Source organism: Pseudoclavibacter caeni, assembly GCF_008831125.1.
In the GTDB taxonomy this organism is placed as follows: Bacteria; Actinomycetota; Actinomycetes; order Actinomycetales; family Microbacteriaceae; genus Pseudoclavibacter_A; species Pseudoclavibacter_A caeni.
The window spans coordinates 184,284-200,998 of the sequence record NZ_WBKA01000003.1; the positions used below are offsets into that span (position 1 = coordinate 184,284).

Consider the following 16,715-nt stretch of genomic DNA (forward strand, 5'->3'; position numbering starts at 1 on the left):
ACTGGTCCGCTCGCCCCCACCCGATCCCCTGTCACAATATGAGATTGTATCCGACCGCCTGCCCGCTCGCCCCCGACGAGCTTCCGCGACACCATGACGGCATGGCACATCTCTTCCAGGAGCTCGAGTCCCCGCGGGACATCGTCTCCAACATCACCCCGAACTGGTTCGCGAGCGTCATGGGCACCGGCATCGTCGGCAACGCCCTGGCCAATCTGCCCGGCAGCGGGTCGGTCGGCCACGCGATCGGCACGGCGGTGTGGGTGCTCGCCGCGGTCATGCTCGTGGTGCTCGTCGTCGCGACGATCGCCCACTGGGTGCTCTTCCCGCGCACCGCGGTCGGCCATCACCGCAACCCCGGCATGGTGAACTTCTACGGGGCCCCGCCCATGGCGATCATGACCGTCGGCAGCGGCGCGCTGTACTGCGGGCAGCCGCTGCTCGGCGCCGATCTCGCCTGGCACGTGAGCGCGGTGCTGTGGCTGATCGGCACGGTGCTCGGCCTGTACGCGGCGGGCTCGGTGCCCTACCTCGCCTTCACCCGGCTGAAGGTCGGCCCCGAGGACGCGTTCGGCGGCTGGCTGATGCCGCTGGTCCCGCCGATGGTCTCCGCGGCCGGGGCGGTGCCGCTGCTCGCACACCTGCAGGGGCGCGCCCCGGCCCAGGATCTGCTGATCGTGTCGTTCCTGCTTATGGGCGTTACCTTCTTCCCCGCCGTGATCATCATCGCGTTACTGTGGAACCGGCTCGTCGTCCACAAGGTGGGAGCCTCCGGCAAGGTGCCCACTCTGTGGATCGTGCTCGGCCCGCTCGGCCAGACCGCGACCGCGGCGATCGGGCTCTCCCAGCAGGGCTCCCACATGCTCACGGACGCGATGGCCGGCTCCGCCCTGGCGGTGCTCGGCCTCGCCTTCGGCACGGTCGTGCTCGGGTTCGCGCTGCTGTGGGCGCTCGTCGTCGGACTCATCACGATCGGCACGGTGCGCGGCGGGATGCCGTTCAATCTGACCTGGTGGTCGTTCACCTTCCCCGTCGGCACGGTCACCACGGGCTTCGCCGGGGTGGCGAACGTCACCGGCTCCACGCTGATGACCGTGATCGCCTGGCTGTGGTTCGCGCTGCTCGCGTTCGCCTGGACGACGGTGGCCGTGCGCACGTTCCACGGCGCGATCATCCGCGGCTCGCTGCTCGCCCCGCCGCGACCGGCCGCCGCGACCCCCACGCGGTAGCCCACGCTCAGGCGATCCCGAGGATGCCCGCGATCCCCTTCGCCGCGGTGACCGCGCCTCCGGCGTAGCTGATGCCGAGCACCGCCCGCCGGGCGGCGAGGCCGGAGACCCGCTCGGCAACGCGTCCACCCGCGGCCACGCCGGCCAGCAGCGCACCGAGGATGCCTGCCCACACACCCCAGGGCAGGGCGACGAGGCGCCCCGGGTCTATGAGGTACTTCGTGAGGAACGAGGCGATCCCGGTGAACGCGAAGAACGGCTGCAGCGTGGCCGAGAAGCTGCGCTGCTCCCACTCGGAGAGCACCGCGTAGACCGTCATCGCCGGGCCACCGATGCCCGCCGCGGAGTTCATCACCCCGGCGGTCACCCCGGTGCCGATCACCCACCCGGGGCCGTGTGCGACGAACGAGGTGCGTCCGATCACCTGTGACACGGTGAGCGCGATGATGAGCGTCACGCCGATAATCCCCTCGAGCCACGGCGCCGCGAGCGCGTGGGCGATGAACGCGCCGGCGATGATGCCCGCGAGCGCGCTGGGCACGAAGCCGGCGAGCCGGCGCCAGTCCACGTGCCGCCAGACCCGACTGAGCACGAGCGACGCCGAGACGATCGCCGCGAGGTTGAGGATCATCACCCCGCTGTAGGGGCCGAGCAGCAGCACGATGAACGGCGAGACGACCAGCCCGAAGCCGAGGCCGGTGACCCGCTGGGCGAAGGCCCCGACGAACACGAGGACGATGAGCGCGGCGATCACGCGCGTGAGCCTACACCCCGCCGCTCCACCGGGTCGCGTCGCCCCGGCCGGCGGAGCGGCGGGAGCGGCCTGGAACAGCACCCCGGCGGCACGGGCCCGGCTCCGCCGCGCGACGCCCGGTCGGGCCGGGCCGCTGCTACGATCAGCGGCATGATCGAGATGGACGCGGACGCCTTCGGCGACCTGGTCGACGACGTCTTCGACCGCATCCCGCAGTCCGTGCTCGACGAGCTCGACAACGTGGTGTTCCTCGTGGAGGACCGCCCCGCCGACGGGTCGCTCGACCTGCTCGGCGAGTACGACGGCCTGGCGCTCACCGAGCGCGATGACTACGGGATGGTCGATCTACCCGACCGCATCGTGCTCTACCGCGAGCCGCTGCTGTCGATCGTCGATGACGAGGACGCGCTGCGCGAGCAGGTGCACATCACCCTCGTGCACGAGATCGCCCACTACTTCGGCATCCCCGAGGGCCGGCTGCACGAGCTCGGCTGGGGCTGACCCGGCGGCCGGAGCCGGTCTGTGGCGATGACATAATGGAGGCATAGCAGTCGACGACGACCGAGGAGGCCCGATGTCCCGTTCATGGACGCTCGACCCGGAGTACGCGGCGGCGATCGCCGCCGACGATCTGCACGCATCCCTCGCCCCGGCCCATCTGCCCGTCGGCGACGTCGCGGGGCGCCGGCGCCGCGCCCTGGTCCGGCTGGGCCTCAACCGGCGCACCGGGGTCGGCGAGGGCGTGACGACGACCGACTATCGCATCCCCGTCACCGACGGCGAGATCCCGGCCCGGCTGTACACGCCGACGGACTGGACTGGCGGGTCACTCGGCCTGTACCTGCACGGCGGCGGCTGGTTCTTCGGCGAGCTCGACGACTTCGACGGTGCGATCGCCGATCTCGTGCGCCGCTCGGGGGTCGCGCTGCTCGCCCCGGCCTACCGGCTCGCCCCGGAGCACCCCTACCCCGTCCCGCTGGCGGACGCCTATGCCGCGCTGCTCTGGGCTGCGCACCACGGCGACGTGCTCGGCGCCGATCCGCGCCGGCTGTTCGTGATGGGCGAGAGCGCCGGCGGCGGTCTCGCGGCGGGCGTGGCCCTGCTCGGCCGGGACCGTGGCGGTCCGCAGCCGGCCGCGCAGATCCTCCTCGCGCCGATGCTCGACGATCGCACCGTGATCGCCGACGCGCGCATCGCCGAGCACGCCACGTGGACGTATGACGACAACATCACCGCCTGGCAGGCGCTGCTCGGCGCCGACGCCGCCGCGGACGAGCCCGCCTCCATGTACGCGACGCCCGGCCGGGCCGCGGATCTCGCCGGGCTGCCAGACGCCTTCATCGAGGTGAGCACGCTCGACGTGCTGCGCGACGAGGGCATCCGCCACGCCCAGCGGCTGCTCGCCGCCGGGGTGCAGACCGAGCTGCACGTCTACCCGGGGCTGCCTCACCGCTGGGATCGGCTCGTGCCCGACATCGCCCTCTCCCGGCTCGCGATGGCGGCACGGGTGCGCGCGATGCAGGCGGTCTGACCGCCCGGATCCGGCGGAGCCGCCGCATCCCCGCGGCTCGCCCGGCTCGCGCGACGTCCGGGCGCCGGCGGGCGGAGACGTCCGTCCCCGTGTGCATCCCCGCCTCGGTCACATCCGGATGGGCCGGTCGCTGACGACCGACCGCATCACCAGGGTGGAGCGGATCCGCTCGATGCCGGGGATGTCGGCGATGCGCGTGTCGTAGAGCGTCTGGTAGTCCGTGAGGCTGCGCGTGATCACCCGCACGAGGTAGTCGGGCTCCCCGAACAGGCGCTGGCAGTCGACGATCTCGTCGATCGCGGTCATCGCCTCCTCGAGCTGCGCGAGGGTCGTCGCGTCGCTGCGGCTCATCGTGATGAACAGCAGCGCCTCGAACTCGAGCCCCGCCTTCCGGGGGTCGACGCTCGCGTGATAGCCCGTGATCACCCCGTCGCGCTCGAGCGCCCGCACCCGACGCAGGCATGGCGAGACGCTCAGCTGCACGCGCCGCGCCAGCTCGGTGATCGTCTGCCGGCCATCCTGCTGCAGCTCGGCAAGAATCCTGCGGTCAATCGCATCCATGTGGCAGAATCTACCATTCCTCGGCGTTCGCGAGGCGATATCGGCCACCATCTGCGGGGCCGCCCTCCCTACCATCATGGGCATGGACACCTCCCAGCTGCCGGCATTCCTCGTGGTGAGCCTGCTCTTCGTCATCGTCCCGGGAGCAGACTGGGCCTACATCCTCACCCACGCGACGAGCGTGCGCGAGGCGATGGCGTCCATCAGCGGCCTGGGCATCGGCTACCTCGCCCACACCCTGCTGGCGGCCGCGGGGCTGACCGTGGCGCTCGCGCTGCTGCCGGGCGCCCTGCCGGTGATCACCGTGCTCGGCGCCGCCTACCTGTGCTGTCTGGGGGTGCAGACGCTCCGCCACCCCGCAGACGTGTCGCTCCCCGATGTGCGCCTCCCCGGCACGGCCACCGCCGCCGAGACGCTCGCCGAGGTGGCGCTCGGCCCCACGTCATCGCCGGCACCCGCCCTGGCCGCGACGGCGGTGTCCGTCGACGCCACGGGTGCCGGGATGCGCGCAACGGCCCCGTCCGGCATGTGGGCGCCCGCCTCGACCCTGCGGGCGGACGCCGCGGACAGGACGACCGGAGCCGGCCTCGCTCCCGTCGTGGAGACGCCGCGCACAGCGCGCCCCTTCGCCGGATCGCCCCGGCGCCACCCCGTGTCCGGCACGTCCGCACGCACCGCTGAGAGCACCCGCGGCGTCCTGCTGCGCGGCATCGGGGCGAGCGGGCTCAACCCGAAGGTCGTGCTGCTGTTCCTCGCGATCATGCCGCAGTTCATCTCGCCAACCGCCCCGTGGCCGCTGAGTCTGCAGACCGCGGCGCTCGGCGGCATCCACATCGTCGCGACGATGCTCTTCTACACCGTGCTGGCACTGACCGCCGTGCACGTGCTCGCCCGGCATCCGCGGATCACCCGGCCGCTGTCGATCGTCTCGGGTCTGCTGATGGTGCTGATCGGCCTCGCTCTGGTGGCCGAGCAGGCCTGGCCGCTGCTCAGCTGATCGACCGCCACCGCGAGGTGCGCCGTCCACCGTCCAGCCGCCGAGCCCGGGGTCCGCGACGAGCACGCGCACATCACCCGGACGTGTGCACGTCCCCGGAAACGACGAGGCCCGGTGCCCAAGTGGCACCGGGCCTCGCTCGGTCGAACGCGGCCGGGACGCGTCAGGCGCCCGACCGCCCTCGGCTCACTCCTCGAACGTCTCGACCGCCTCGGTCAGCGAGATCACGCCGTAGTTCCAGCCCTTGCGGCGGTACACGACGCTCGGCCGACCGGTCTCCACGTTCTGGAACAGGAAGAAGTCGTGGCCGACGAGCTCCATCCGGTCGACGGCCTGCTCGGGTGTGAGCTCCACCGCGGGGAACTCCTTGTGCCGGATGACGACCGGCGACGCGCCGGTCTCCTCCCCCGTCTCCGCCGTGCCGGCAGGCTCGGGGACGACCATGCCGAGATCGGCGCCGCGCACGCTCTCGGCCGGGCGCCCCTTCGAGATCTTGCGACGGTCCTTCTTACGACGCAGCCGCTCGGTGAGCTTGTCCAGCGCCACGTCGAACGCCGTGAAGCGGTCGCCGCCCTCGGCCTCCGCCCGCACGACCGGCCCCGGAGCCACGACCGTCAGCTCCACCCGCTCGCCGAGATCCGGCGTCTTGTCGCTGATGTTCGAGACCTTCACGTCGAACCGCTGCGCCCGGTCGGCGAGCTGCTCGACCCGCTTCGACTTCTGCTCGACGACATCCTCGAACCGCTGCGACTTCTTGACACCACGTGCCAGGACGTTGACCTGCATGACGGCCTCCTTCTCTCGGGCGGCGGTGCACGTCTCCGGCACCGCCGGATGGTGTGACGATTCTACTCGAACCGCGCGAAGATCAGATCATTGTTGAGCCCGGTCGCCGCCCGGGCGCCCTCCCCCGCGGCGATGATCAGCTGGGAGGGCGTCACCCCGCGCACGTCGCCGGCGGCGTACACGCCGGGCACGCCGCTGCGGCCGTACTCGTCGGTCTTCACCCCGCCGAGATCCGCCGCGGTCGGCACGAGCTCGGCGACGAACTGCGGCAGGCTCCACTCCGGCTGCACGAAGCCGCCGGTGGCCGCGATGACCCGGCCGTCGGCGAGCTCGACGCCGGAGAGCGTCCCGTGATCGCCGCGCAGATGCACGATCGGTGTGTCGTCGACGACGATGCCGCGCCGGCCGAGCACCGCGGCCTCCGCGGCCTCGACGACGCCGCTGCCGTTCGTGAGCACGATCTCCTGATCGGCCCACTGCGACGCCCGCTTGGCCGTGTTGACGAGCTCGGGGTTCTCCCCCATCACCACGAGCGACTGCTCGCGGCGCTCCCAGCCGTCGCAGTGCACGCAGCTGAAGATCGACGAGCCATAGTACCCGATGAGGTCGGGCACCGCGGGCAGGGTCTCCTGGACGCCGGTGGCCAGCAGGATCTTGCGGGCGCGGACCTCGCCGCTCGGCCCGCCGCGCACCCCGGTCACCGTGACGGTGAAGTCGCCATCGCCGCCAGCCACCGCCACGACCTCGCCCCACTGGAACGTCACGTTCGGGTAGCGGGCGAGGTCCTCGCGGCCGAGCTCGCGCAGCCGCATCGGCGGCGTGCCGTCCCGGGTGATGAACCCGTGCGACATGTAGGTGGCGCGGTTGCGCGGCCGGTTGCCGTCGATGACGAGCACGTCCCGTCGGGCGCGGGCCAGCACGAGTGCGGCGCTCAGTCCCGCCGGCCCGCCCCCGACCACGATGCAGTCATGGATCGTCATCACCGTCCACCTCTCTGTGCTCCGGTTCGCGACCGCCCGCGACGCGTCGACGCGTCGGGGAGGCGTCTCACTGCTGCTGCTCGGCGAGCACGCCGGCGAGCCGGTCGAGCCGCCGCAGGGCCTCGTCGCGCCCGAGCAGCTCCAGCGACTCGAACAGCGGCGGCGAGACGCGCCGTCCGGAGACAGCCGTGCGCACGGGCCCGAACGCGAGCCGCGGCTTGATGCCGAGCCCGTCGACGAGCGCGTGCTGCAGGGCCTGGTGGATCGCGTCCGTCGTCCAGTCCGCGTCGCCCAGCCCCGCGAGCGCGGCGCGGGCCGCGGCGAGCACCTGCCCCGGGTCGCCCTTGCGCAGCTGCTTCATCGCATCCGGCTGGTAGTCGATCTCGTCGGCGCCCTGGAACAGGAAGCGCAGCATGTCGGGGGCCTCGCCGAAGGTGTTCATGCGGGGCTGCACCAGGGGCACGGCGGCGTGCACCACCCGCGCGTCACGATCGCTGACGGGATCGGGCACGACGCCGGCGCCCTGCAGGAACACCGTGAGCCGGCGCTCGTAGTCGTCGGGGGCGAGCGCGCGCATGTGGTCACCGTTGATCGCGGTGGCCTTCTTCAGATCGAACCGGGCCGGGTTCGGGTTCACGTCGGCGACGTCGAAGTGGGCGACGAGCTCCTCGGGTGTGAACACGTCGCGGTCCGGGCCGATGGACCAGCCGAGCAGGGCGAGGTAGTTGACGAGCCCCTCGGGGATGAACCCGTTGTCCCGGTGGTTGAACAGGTTCGACTCGGGGTCGCGCTTGGAGAGCTTGCGGTTGCCCTCGCCCATCACGAACGGCAGGTGGCCGAAGCGGGGGATGAAGGAGGCGACGCCGATCTCGATGAGCGCGTGGTACAGGGCGATCTGGCGCGGCGTCGACGAGAGCAGATCCTCACCGCGCAGCACGTGGGTGATGCCCATCATCGCGTCGTCCACGGGATTGACGAGCGTGTACAGCGGGTCGCCGTTCGGCCGCACAACCACGAAGTCAGTGAACGAACCGGCCGGGAAGCGGATCTCGCCGCGCACGAGGTCGTCGAACGAGAGGTCCTCGTCCGGCACCCGCAGGCGCAGCGCCGGGCGCCGCCCCTCGGCGCGATACGCGGCGCGCTGCGCGTCGGTCAGGTCGCGCTCGAAGTTGTCGTAGCCCTGCTTCGGGTTGCGGCCGGCCGCGACGTTGCGCGCCTCCATCTCCGCCGGGGTGACGTAGCTCTCGTACAGGTAGCCGGCGTCTTGCAGGCGGCGGATGACGTCCTGGTAGATCTCCCGGCGCTGGGACTGCCGGTAAGGGCCGTTCGGTCCACCGACGTCGATGCCCTCGTCCCAGTCGAGGTGCAGCCAGCGCAGCGCCTCGACGATCTGCGCGTAGCTCTCCTCGCTGTCACGCTGCGCGTCGGTGTCCTCGATGCGGAACACGAACGTGCCGCCGACGTGGCGGGCGTACGCCCAGTTGAACAGGGCCGTGCGGGCCATGCCGACGTGCGGCGTCCCGGTCGGCGACGGGCAGAACCGCACGCGGATGTCCGAGCCCGCCGCGGTGGTGACAAGGTCTGTGGTCATGACCCCCGATTCTACCCCGACAGGTGTCGGGGTCGGGCGGCCGGGTCATCCCGGCGCGCCGAGATCACGATCCGGCGGCGATCCGCCCCGTGCCGACCCATGGCATATGCCCACGGCGGTATGATCTCCCCACACCCACGACGCGAAGGCGAGGCCCGATGAACGAACTGGTGCTGTTCTCTGTGCTCACGGTCGCGGTGCTCATCACCGCGTTCGCACGTCGCAGAGGGCTGTCCTCACCACTCGTCATCGTCATCCTCACCTCCGCGCTGTCGTTCCTGCCGTTCATGCCCGAGGTGCCGATCGACCCCGAGCTCGTCCTCACCCTCGTGCTGCCCCCGCTCCTGTACTCCTCGGCGCTCAACATCTCCGTGCTGAGCTTCCGAAAGAACGCCCGCGACATCACGATGCTCGGCGTCGTGCTCGTGCTCGTCACCGCGGCCGCCGCCGGCTTCATGGCCTACCGGATGATCCCCGACATGAACTGGGCCGCAGCCCTGCTGCTCGGGGCGATCATCGCCCCGCCGGATGCGGTCTCGGCGGCCTCCATCGGCCGCAAGCTCAACCTGCCCCGCCGACTGATGACCGTGCTGCTCGGCGAGAGCCTGATCAACGACGCCACCTCGCTGACCCTGATGAAGGTGGCGCTGACCCTCGTGAGCGGGACCGCCCTGACCCTCACCGACGATCTGGGCATCTTCGCCGTGGCGGTCGCCGTGGGGCTCGCGATCGGGCTCGCGATCGGGCAGCTGTACGTGTGGAGCCGGCGGTGGCTGAACGACCCGGTCATCGAGTCGCTGCTCGGCCTGCTGCTGCCCTTCTTCGCCTACACGGGCGCCGAGCACTTCGGCGGCTCCGGCGTGCTCGCCGTCGTCGCGGCCGGCCTGCTCGTCGGCTACCACTCCCCGACCTTCAGCTACCGCACGCGGCTGCAGGACGAACCCCTGTGGGCCGCGATCGACGTGCTGCTCGAGGGCATGGTGTTCGCCCTGATCGGCCTGCAGCTGCACAGCGTCACGGTCACGCTGTTCGACAGCGTGCGCGGGGTCGCGGTGAGCACCGGCACCGCCCTCGCCGTGCTCACGACGGTCATCCTGGTGCGCCCCGCGTTCATCTTCGCGATGTACGGGCTGCAGGTGCTCACGAACCTGCTGCGCCGACGCGCCCCGGACGAGACCGCACCGAGTGACGGGAAGGCCGCGCAGGCCGGCCCCAGCCTGCTCACCCGCTCGATCATGGTGCTCACCCCGGAGAACTCGACCAGCCGGCGCATCGCCGTGCGCACGAAGGACACGGTGCGGGCGTTCGGCAGCCGCCAGGATCCGCTGAACTGGCGCGAGCTGCTCGTGCTCTCCTGGTCGGGGATGCGCGGCGTGGTCACGCTGGCCGGCGCGCTGAGCATCCCGGCGACGCTCTCCGACGGCTCGCGGTTCCCCGCGCACGACATGCTCGTGTTCACCGCCTTCGTCGTCACCGTCGGCACGCTGCTGCTGCAGGGGCTGACGCTGCCCGTCCTGATCCGCTGGCTCGGGGTCGAGGACGCCACGCAGGGCCGGCGCGACCGCGTCGCCCGCCAGCGCCTGCTGCGCACGAGCCTGAGCGAGGCGACGAGGTTCGTGAAGAAGAAGGAGGGCACCTGGCGGGCGAAGTACGGCGACGAGGCCGTCGACCGGGCGGTCAGCAGCATCGAGTCACGACTGAGCCGCCTCGAGCATCAGCTCGACGCCGCCGAGCAGCAGTCGATGACGGCGCTGACGGCCCGGCACATCACCGACCTGCGCCGACAGGTGCTCGCCGCCCGTCGCGACTTCCTGCTGCGCGAGCGCGAACGCGGCGCGATCGACGAGGAGGTCATGCGCGAGGTCATGCACGGCCTCGACGCCGAGGAGCTCGCCCTCGACCGCTCGGTCACCGGAGGCCGCTGATGTCCTGGTGGGCCGCTGGCGCGGGACGCTGCGAGCGCGTCGCCTGGCGCGAGCTCGCCCGGGCCGACACGTCTTGGGGGACGGCCCACGCGGCGACCGGGCACGCGTTCGGCGACGTCGTGTGGGCGTGGGTGCCCTTCGGCTCGCGGGCCCCCGGGCAGGGCAAGGACCGCCCGTGCGTGGTGCTCGGCACGCTCGCCGACCGCGGCGATCTGCTGCTCGTCGGGATGACGAGCCGTGATCACGACGCCGACGACGACCATCTGTTCCTGGGGTACGGGGTGTGGGATCGCTCCGGCCGGGGCAGTTGGGCCGACGTGCGGCATCTGCTGCGCATCCACCACTCCGAGGTCCGCGACGCCGAGGCCGCGCTCGACCGCATGCAGGCCCGGGCGCTCCGCCGGCGGCTGCGCCTGCGCGACTGATCGGCGCTGCGCGGGAGCACCGCGCGCCGCCGCTGTCGCCCGCCTGCCGGGACGTCCTCCGGACGCCGGTGGCGCGGACGTCCCCGGAGCCGGTCAGATCCGGATGTCGCCCTCGTAGACGAGCTCGGCCGGCCCGCCCAGGGCGACGTGCTCGCCGTCCTCCGCGGGGAACATCCGCACGGCGAGCCGCCCACCGGGCACGTCCACCCGCCACATGTCGGGCGCGCCATCGCCCATCCAGTGCCGGGTCGCCAGGGCCGCGGCGGCGGTGCCGGTGCCGCAGGAGAGCGTCTCCCCCACCCCGCGCTCGTGGACGCGCATCGCGATGCGTCCGATGCCGTCGACGACCGGAGGGTGGGCGAGGGCGACGAACTCCACGTTCGCGCCGGCGGGCGGCGCCGGATCGAGCGTCGGCACGTCGGCGAGGTGCAGCGCGTGCAACGCGTCCTCGTCCGGCAGCAGCACCACGACGTGCGGGTTGCCGACATCGATGCCGAGGCCGGGCCGGGCCACCCCGCCGCGGTCGGCGGCGACCGTGACGTCGCCATCAACGAGCCGCCAGCGACCCAGGTCGACCTGGAAGCCGTCGCCGGAGGCCTGGAGATCCTTCACCCCGGCGCGGGTGGCGATCGGCAGCGTGCCCCCGGCGGGTGCGGCGGCGAGCCCGTGCTCGGTCAGGTAGCGGGCGAACACGCGGCTGCCATTGCCGCACATCTCGGCGAGTGTGCCGTCTGCGTTGCGGTAGTCCATGAACCACTCCGCATCGGGTTCCTCGGCGAGCAGCCCCGCCGCCTCCGGGCTGCGCGCGGTGCGCACGACGCGGATGAGCCCGTCGGCGCCGACCCCGAAGTGCCGGTCGCACAGCCGGGCCACCGTGGCCTGGTCGAGGTCGAGCCGGCCGTCCGGATCCTCGACGAGCACGAAGTCGTTGCCGGTGCCCTGTCCCTTGGTGAAATGGATGGTGGTCATCGTGTCCGGTCCTCTCCGTCGCCCCCGTCCGCGGCGTCGGGCCGCGCATCATCCCGACCGGCTCGGTCGGCGAGCACGTCGGCGACGATGCGGTCGACCGCGGCGTGGTCCCCCGGCCCGGCAGGTGTGCGCAGCCGCACCGCCTCAGGATACCGCCGGAACCAGGTGCGCTGCTTCTTGACCAGCCGGGTCGTCGCGCGCGTGGTCGCGGCGATCGCCTCTGCCTCGTCCATGACCCCGTCGATCTGCGCGACCGCCTGCGGGTACCCCGTGGCCCGGGACGCGGTGGGCGCCCCGCGCAGCCCGCGGGCGAGCAGCGCACGCACCTCGGCGATCATGCCGTCGCGCCACATCCGGCGCACCCGGTCGGCGATGCGGGCGTCGAGCCGCGCCCGGTCGTCCTCGACGACGTAGAGCCGGTGTGGTCGCCAGGGGCGCCCCGGGTCGGCGCGGAACGTGCTGAAGGGACGGCCCGTCATGGCGTGCACCTCGAGGGCGCGGATGGCGCGTCGCCGGTTGCGGGGGTCGATGCGGGCGGCCGCGACCGGGTCGACGGCGGCCAGCCGGGCGCGCAACCCCGCCGGGTCGAGCCGTTTGGTCTCCGCCTCGATGCGCGCCCGGATCTCGGGGTCGGTGCCGGGCATCGGGCGATCGGCGAGCACCGCGTCCAGGTAGAACCCGGAGCCGCCGACGAGCAGCGCGACCCCGCCCCGGTCGAGGATGTCGTCGATGGCCCGTCTGGCCGGCGCCCGGTACCGGGCGGCGGTCGACTCCTCGGCGATGTCGAGCACGTCGAGCAGATGGTGGGGCACGCCCTGCCGCTCCGCGGGCGTGATCTTCGCCGTGCCGATGTCCATCCCCCGGTACAGCTGCATGGCGTCCGCGCTGACCACCTCGGCGGTGACGCCCCGCTCGCGCAGGGCGAGGGCGACGGCCACCGCGATCGCGCTCTTGCCCGTCGCGGTGGCGCCCCCGATGACGACGAGGCTCACGGGCGGGGCGGGAAGCGGTCGGCCTGCACGGCCGCCGTCGCATCGGCCGGTCGGGTGCCCGCCCGCTGCGCGGCGGCCGGCTGTGCATCCCCCGCTGCCGGCGTCGGCGTGCCGCTCTCGCCTGGCCCCCGGCGAATCGTGGGGATGCCGAGCGAGACCCGGCGGTCGTCGGCGGCCGGGTCGGCCTGTGCGGCTTCCCACACGTCCCCGGAGACGGTGCGCTCGACGCGGATCTGGTCGGCGGCGCCGGGGTCGCTCAGCAGGTGGAACGGGGCCGCACCGGTCACCGGCACGGTGATCAGGTCGCCCGGTCGCGGCGCGGCGACGCCCTCGGGGAGGCTGAAGTGGACGAGCCTGTTGTCTCGCGCCCGGCCAGTGTGCCGGTGCGTGGCGTGGTCCTTGCGGCCCTCGGCCGGGGTGACGAGCAGCTCGACGGTGCGCCCCACGAGACGTCGGTTCTCCTCGAGCGAGATCGTGTTCTGCAGCTCGAGCAGCCGCTCGTAGCGCTCCTGGACGACCGCCTTGGGCACCTGGTCAGGCATCTCCGCCGCAGGCGTGCCCGGGCGCTTCGAGTACTGGAACGTGTACGCGTGGGCGAACCGGGCCTCGCGCACGACGTCGAGCGTCTGCTCGAAGTCCTCGTCGGTCTCCCCGGGGAACCCGACGATGATGTCGGTGCTGATCGCCGCATCCGGCATCCGGTCGCGCACCCGGTCGAGGATGCCGAGGAACCGCTTCGTGCGGTACGAGCGGCGCATGGACCGCAGCACCCGGTCGGAGCCGGACTGCAGCGGCATGTGCAGCTGCGGCATGACCGTCGGGGTCTCGGCCATCGCGTCGATCACGTCGTCGGTGAACATCGCCGGGTGCGGGCTCGTGAACCGCAGCCGGCGCAGCCCGTCGATGGCGCCCGCGGCGCGGAGGAGGTCGGCGAACGCACGCCGGTCACCGAAGCCGACGCCGTAGGAGTTGACGTTCTGGCCGAGCAGCGTCACCTCGATGACCCCCTGCTGCACGAGGGTCTTGATCTCCGCGAGGATGTCGCCCGGCCTGCGGTCACGCTCCTTCCCGCGCAGCGCGGGGACGATGCAGAACGTACAGGTGTTGTTGCAGCCGACCGAGATCGACACCCAGCCGGACGAGTGCGACTCCCGCTTGCTGGGCAGCGTGGAGGGGAAGACCTCGAGCGACTCGAGGATCTCGACCTGGGCCTCGTGATTGTGCCGAGAGCGCTCGAGCAGCACGGGCAGCGCCCCCATGTTGTGCGTGCCGAAGACGACGTCGACCCAAGGGGCGCGATCGAGCACCTGACGGCGGTCCTTCTGCGCGAGGCAGCCGCCGACGGCGATCTGCATGCCGTCGTGCTCGCGCTTGACGCCGGCCAGGTGACCCAGCGTGCCGTACAGCCGGTTGTCAGCGTTCTCGCGGACGGCGCACGTGTTGAGCACGACGACGTCCGGGTCGCCGTCGGTCGCCTCGACGTAGCCGGCGGCCTCCAGTTCGCCGCGCAGGTGCTCGGAGTCGTGGACGTTCATCTGGCAGCCGAACGAGCGCACCTCGTAGGTGCGGGTGCGGGCTCCGGCCGTGGCGGTGTTCGCGGGGGTGGTCATGATGCCAGCCATTCTATGGGGTGCCCGGCTGCCGCGCGGACCGGCGCGGCAGCCGGGCCGAGGCGTCGATACCCGGTGCGATAGAGCGGTCGAAGACCTGCGCGGATCGGTCGTGCCCCGACCGACGGCGTGGCAGACGGGCCGCGGCCATCGCTGCAGGGCTCAGCCGAGCACGGCGCGCAGCGCGGCCTCGATCACCTCGGCATCGAAACCACGACGCCGCAGGGTGTCGCCGATCCGGTGCCGCTGGACGGGGATCGGCTGCATCGCGACGGCGCGCAGCCGCTTCGCGGCGAGCCGCTCGGCCTCGGCGATCTGGGCGTCCGCGCCCACCGCGGAGAGCGCCGCCTCGATCGTCTCCCGCTCGAACCCGCGCTCCTCCAGCGTCCGCCGGATCATCGTGGCGCCCTGGCCGCGCCGGCGCAGCTGCGCCCGGACGAGCTGCTCGGCCAGACGCGCATCGTCAATGTCGCCGCGATCGACGCCCTCCTGCAGCACCTGATCGATCGCACTCTCGGACAGTTCATGCGCCTCCAGAGCCCGGCGCAGCTCGGCCATCGTGTGATCCCGACGGCTCGTCAGCCGGTCGAGCTCGGCGCGGGCCCGCAGCAGATCCGCCGACGTGCCCAGCCGGGCCGCGAGGGCGTCCGCCGCCGAGTCGGAGACGGGCTCGGCCGCTCCGCCGAGCGGGGTCACCGTCGCCAGCCGCTCGGCCGGCTCCGTGGACTCGACCGTCACGAACCTGACGGACGCGGCCCCGGCAGCATCCGCCGCCGGTTCCTCCCCGGCCGGTCGCCCGGCCACATGCCCTGAGCCCGTGACCTCCGTCGCAGGATGCGGCTCCGGGGCACGTCGGCCCCCGGAGCGACCGCCTCGTGTCTCCCCGCGCCATGCGTCGAGGCTGACGATGGTGTCGTCCCCCATCACGCGCCCTTCGCGACGCGCTGCTCGTCGGTCGCGGCGACCGGGGCCTCGGCCTCCTCCGGCGTCTTGAGGATGCCGAGGGCGACCTTGATCTTCGTCTCGATCTCGTCGGCGATCTCCGGGTGCTCCTTGAGGAAGTTCCGGGCGTTCTCCTTGCCCTGCCCGAGCTGCTCGCCCTCGTACGTGTACCAGGCACCGGACTTGCGCACGAAGCCATGCTCGACGCCATAGTCGAGCAGACCACCCTCACGGGAGATCCCCTCCCCGTAGAGGATGTCGAACTCGGCCTGCTTGAACGGCGGGGCCATCTTGTTCTTCACGACCTTCACACGCGTGCGGTTGCCCACCGCCACGCCGCCGTCCTTCAGCGTCTCGATGCGCCGGATGTCGAGCCGCACCGACGCGTAGAACTTCAGCGCCTTGCCGCCCGAGGTCGTCTCGGGGCTGCCGAAGAACACGCCGACCTTCTCGCGCAGCTGGTTGATGAAGATCGCGGTGGTCTTCGAATGGGCGAGCGCGCCGGTGAGCTTGCGCAGCGCCTGGCTCATCAGTCGCGCCTGCAAGCCGACGTGCGAGTCGCCCATGTCACCCTCGAGCTCCTGCCGGGGCACCAGCGCAGCGACCGAGTCGATCACGATGCAGTCGATCGAGCCGGAGCGGATGAGCATGTCGGCGATCTCGAGCGCCTGCTCACCCGTGTCCGGCTGTGACACCAGCAGCTGGTCGATGTCGACGCCCAGCTTGTGCGCGTAGTCCGGGTCGAGCGCGTGCTCGGCGTCGATGAACGCGGCGATGCCGCCGCCGCGCTGCGCGTTCGCGAGCGCGTGCAGGGCGACCGTCGTCTTGCCCGAGGACTCGGGGCCGTAGATCTCGACGATGCGCCCGCGGGGCAGCCCACCGATGCCGAGCGCCGCGTCCAAGGCGATGGACCCGGTGGGGATCACCTCGACGGGGGCGCGCTCGTCGCTGCCGAGGCGCATCACCGAGCCCTTGCCGAACTGCCGGTCGATCTGGGCCAGCGCCATGTCGAGTGCCTTCTGACGATCGTTTGCTGCAGCCATTCCGCTTCCTCACTCTGGTCGATGTGGGTCACTCGCGACTGTAGGTGTGACCACTGACATCGACCCGTCACTCCGGGGCCCCAGTGGAATGCCGACGCCTCCGGCGCCCCGTCTGCAGACAGACTAGCAGAGGATTCGAACAGATGTTCGAATCAGCCGCGACGCCGGTGCTTCCGCTCGATCCCGTGCCAGCGACTCTTCGGCACCTCCGTCGCACGGCACAGTGCGAGCCAGACGACGCGGGGGTCATCACCACGATCGAGCGCGACGCGCCCGGTCACGTCCCCGCACTCCCCGAGCACGAGATCCTCGACCAGCACCCGCCCGTAGGCATCGCCGAACTCGTCGGCGATCAGCTGCCAGAACTGGCTGGTGCGCAT

Annotated in this window: 17 protein-coding genes; 6 read left to right on the forward strand and 11 right to left on the reverse strand. The window is 72.1% G+C overall.

Going from position 1 to position 16,715, the window contains the following annotated elements; all coding sequences use genetic code 11:
* The first annotated feature begins 101 nt into the window (after window positions 1-101).
* Window positions 102-1,229 carry a TDT family transporter gene (locus F8O02_RS05040; RefSeq protein ID WP_158036152.1) on the forward strand — a complete coding sequence of 376 codons (1,128 nt, stop codon included), beginning with the start codon at window positions 102-104 and terminating at the stop codon, window positions 1,227-1,229.
* A 7-nt stretch (window positions 1,230-1,236) separates the two neighbouring features.
* On the opposite strand, the gene F8O02_RS05045 is transcribed toward F8O02_RS05040, so the two are convergent.
* Window positions 1,237-1,983, reverse strand: a complete 747-nt coding sequence (locus F8O02_RS05045; RefSeq protein WP_158036153.1) for a sulfite exporter TauE/SafE family protein — start codon at window positions 1,981-1,983, stop codon at window positions 1,237-1,239.
* Between the two features lie 150 nt (window positions 1,984-2,133).
* Here F8O02_RS05045 and F8O02_RS05050 point away from each other — a divergent pair, with 150 nt between their 5' ends.
* Together F8O02_RS05050 and F8O02_RS05055 are read left to right on the forward strand one after the other, a co-directional pair.
* Window positions 2,134-2,484: a metallopeptidase family protein gene (locus F8O02_RS05050; protein ID WP_158036154.1), complete on the forward strand. Its 351-nt coding sequence runs from the start codon at window positions 2,134-2,136 to the stop codon at window positions 2,482-2,484.
* A 73-nt stretch (window positions 2,485-2,557) separates the two neighbouring features.
* Window positions 2,558-3,514, forward strand: a complete 957-nt coding sequence (locus F8O02_RS05055; protein WP_158036155.1) for an alpha/beta hydrolase — start codon at window positions 2,558-2,560, stop codon at window positions 3,512-3,514.
* A gap of 108 nt (window positions 3,515-3,622) precedes the next feature.
* Here the strand turns inward: F8O02_RS05055 and F8O02_RS05060 are convergent, their stop codons facing one another.
* Window positions 3,623-4,075: an Lrp/AsnC family transcriptional regulator gene (locus tag F8O02_RS05060; protein WP_158036156.1), complete on the reverse strand. Its 453-nt coding sequence runs from the start codon at window positions 4,073-4,075 to the stop codon at window positions 3,623-3,625.
* An 82-nt stretch (window positions 4,076-4,157) separates the two neighbouring features.
* Between F8O02_RS05060 and F8O02_RS05065 the strand changes: the two genes are divergently transcribed.
* Window positions 4,158-5,072: a LysE family transporter gene (locus F8O02_RS05065; RefSeq protein WP_179416350.1), complete on the forward strand. Its 915-nt coding sequence runs from the start codon at window positions 4,158-4,160 to the stop codon at window positions 5,070-5,072.
* Window positions 5,073-5,258: 186 nt separating this feature from the next.
* Here the strand turns inward: F8O02_RS05065 and hpf are convergent, their stop codons facing one another.
* From hpf to gltX, 3 genes are all read right to left on the reverse strand, one after another.
* Window positions 5,259-5,858: a ribosome hibernation-promoting factor, HPF/YfiA family gene (gene hpf / locus F8O02_RS05070; RefSeq protein ID WP_158036158.1), complete on the reverse strand. Its 600-nt coding sequence runs from the start codon at window positions 5,856-5,858 to the stop codon at window positions 5,259-5,261.
* Between the two features lie 62 nt (window positions 5,859-5,920).
* Window positions 5,921-6,838: an NAD(P)/FAD-dependent oxidoreductase gene (locus F8O02_RS05075; protein ID WP_158036159.1), complete on the reverse strand. Its 918-nt coding sequence runs from the start codon at window positions 6,836-6,838 to the stop codon at window positions 5,921-5,923.
* 67 nt (window positions 6,839-6,905) lie between these two features.
* Complete coding sequence (gene gltX, locus F8O02_RS05080; protein ID WP_158036160.1) at window positions 6,906-8,429, reverse strand: glutamate--tRNA ligase; 1,524 nt, start codon at window positions 8,427-8,429, stop codon at window positions 6,906-6,908.
* Between the two features lie 158 nt (window positions 8,430-8,587).
* On the opposite strand from gltX, the gene F8O02_RS05085 reads away from it, so the two are divergent.
* Entirely contained in the window at window positions 8,588-10,354 is a 1,767-nt protein-coding gene (locus F8O02_RS05085; protein ID WP_158036161.1) for a cation:proton antiporter, read from the forward strand.
* Entirely contained in the window at window positions 10,354-10,779 is a 426-nt protein-coding gene (locus tag F8O02_RS05090; RefSeq protein WP_158036162.1) for a type II toxin-antitoxin system PemK/MazF family toxin, read from the forward strand. Before F8O02_RS05085 ends, F8O02_RS05090 begins: the two co-directional genes overlap by 1 nt.
* A 93-nt stretch (window positions 10,780-10,872) precedes the next feature.
* Here F8O02_RS05090 and dapF read toward each other — a convergent pair whose 3' ends face one another.
* The 6 genes from dapF to F8O02_RS05120 all read right to left on the reverse strand — a co-directional run bounded on the left by dapF (window position 10,873) and on the right by F8O02_RS05120 (window position 16,715).
* Window positions 10,873-11,748, reverse strand: coding sequence for a diaminopimelate epimerase (dapF, locus tag F8O02_RS05095; protein WP_158036163.1), 876 nt, complete (start codon window positions 11,746-11,748; stop codon window positions 10,873-10,875).
* A complete protein-coding gene (miaA, locus tag F8O02_RS05100) occupies window positions 11,745-12,740 on the reverse strand; it encodes a tRNA (adenosine(37)-N6)-dimethylallyltransferase MiaA (RefSeq protein WP_179416351.1) in 996 nt (331 codons plus the stop codon). Before miaA ends, dapF begins: the two co-directional genes overlap by 4 nt.
* Window positions 12,737-14,350 (reverse strand): tRNA (N6-isopentenyl adenosine(37)-C2)-methylthiotransferase MiaB, encoded by a 1,614-nt coding sequence (miaB, locus tag F8O02_RS05105; RefSeq protein WP_225734122.1) that lies wholly within the window; start codon window positions 14,348-14,350, stop codon window positions 12,737-12,739. Before miaB ends, miaA begins: the two co-directional genes overlap by 4 nt.
* A gap of 162 nt (window positions 14,351-14,512) precedes the next feature.
* Entirely contained in the window at window positions 14,513-15,088 is a 576-nt protein-coding gene (locus F8O02_RS05110) for a regulatory protein RecX (protein ID WP_179416352.1), read from the reverse strand.
* Window positions 15,089-15,273: 185 nt separating this feature from the next.
* Window positions 15,274-16,335: a recombinase RecA gene (recA, locus tag F8O02_RS05115; protein ID WP_158036167.1), complete on the reverse strand. Its 1,062-nt coding sequence runs from the start codon at window positions 16,333-16,335 to the stop codon at window positions 15,274-15,276.
* Window positions 16,336-16,487: 152 nt separating this feature from the next.
* Window positions 16,488-16,715, reverse strand: coding sequence for a DUF3046 domain-containing protein (locus tag F8O02_RS05120; protein WP_158036168.1), 228 nt, complete (start codon window positions 16,713-16,715; stop codon window positions 16,488-16,490).

Excerpts from the sequence above, each read along its gene's own strand:
- F8O02_RS05060 (WP_158036156.1), bottom strand. The coding sequence starts at position 4,075 with ATGGATGCGATTGACCGCAGGATTCTTGCCGAGCTGCAGCAGGATGGC.
- F8O02_RS05055 (WP_158036155.1), top strand. The coding sequence starts at position 2,558 with ATGTCCCGTTCATGGACGCTCGACCCGGAGTACGCGGCGGCGATCGCC.
- hpf (WP_158036158.1), bottom strand. The coding sequence starts at position 5,858 with ATGCAGGTCAACGTCCTGGCACGTGGTGTCAAGAAGTCGCAGCGGTTC.
- miaB (WP_225734122.1), bottom strand. The coding sequence starts at position 14,350 with ATGACCACCCCCGCGAACACCGCCACGGCCGGAGCCCGCACCCGCACC.
- recA (WP_158036167.1), bottom strand. The coding sequence starts at position 16,335 with ATGGCTGCAGCAAACGATCGTCAGAAGGCACTCGACATGGCGCTGGCC.
- F8O02_RS05065 (WP_179416350.1), top strand. The coding sequence starts at position 4,158 with ATGGACACCTCCCAGCTGCCGGCATTCCTCGTGGTGAGCCTGCTCTTC.
- dapF (WP_158036163.1), bottom strand. The coding sequence starts at position 11,748 with ATGACCACCATCCATTTCACCAAGGGACAGGGCACCGGCAACGACTTC.
- F8O02_RS05040 (WP_158036152.1), top strand. The coding sequence starts at position 102 with ATGGCACATCTCTTCCAGGAGCTCGAGTCCCCGCGGGACATCGTCTCC.
- F8O02_RS05090 (WP_158036162.1), top strand. The coding sequence starts at position 10,354 with ATGTCCTGGTGGGCCGCTGGCGCGGGACGCTGCGAGCGCGTCGCCTGG.
- F8O02_RS05075 (WP_158036159.1), bottom strand. The coding sequence starts at position 6,838 with ATGACGATCCATGACTGCATCGTGGTCGGGGGCGGGCCGGCGGGACTG.
- F8O02_RS05085 (WP_158036161.1), top strand. The coding sequence starts at position 8,588 with ATGAACGAACTGGTGCTGTTCTCTGTGCTCACGGTCGCGGTGCTCATC.
- F8O02_RS05120 (WP_158036168.1), bottom strand. The coding sequence starts at position 16,715 with ATGCGCACCAGCCAGTTCTGGCAGCTGATCGCCGACGAGTTCGGCGAT.
- F8O02_RS05050 (WP_158036154.1), top strand. The coding sequence starts at position 2,134 with ATGATCGAGATGGACGCGGACGCCTTCGGCGACCTGGTCGACGACGTC.
- gltX (WP_158036160.1), bottom strand. The coding sequence starts at position 8,429 with ATGACCACAGACCTTGTCACCACCGCGGCGGGCTCGGACATCCGCGTG.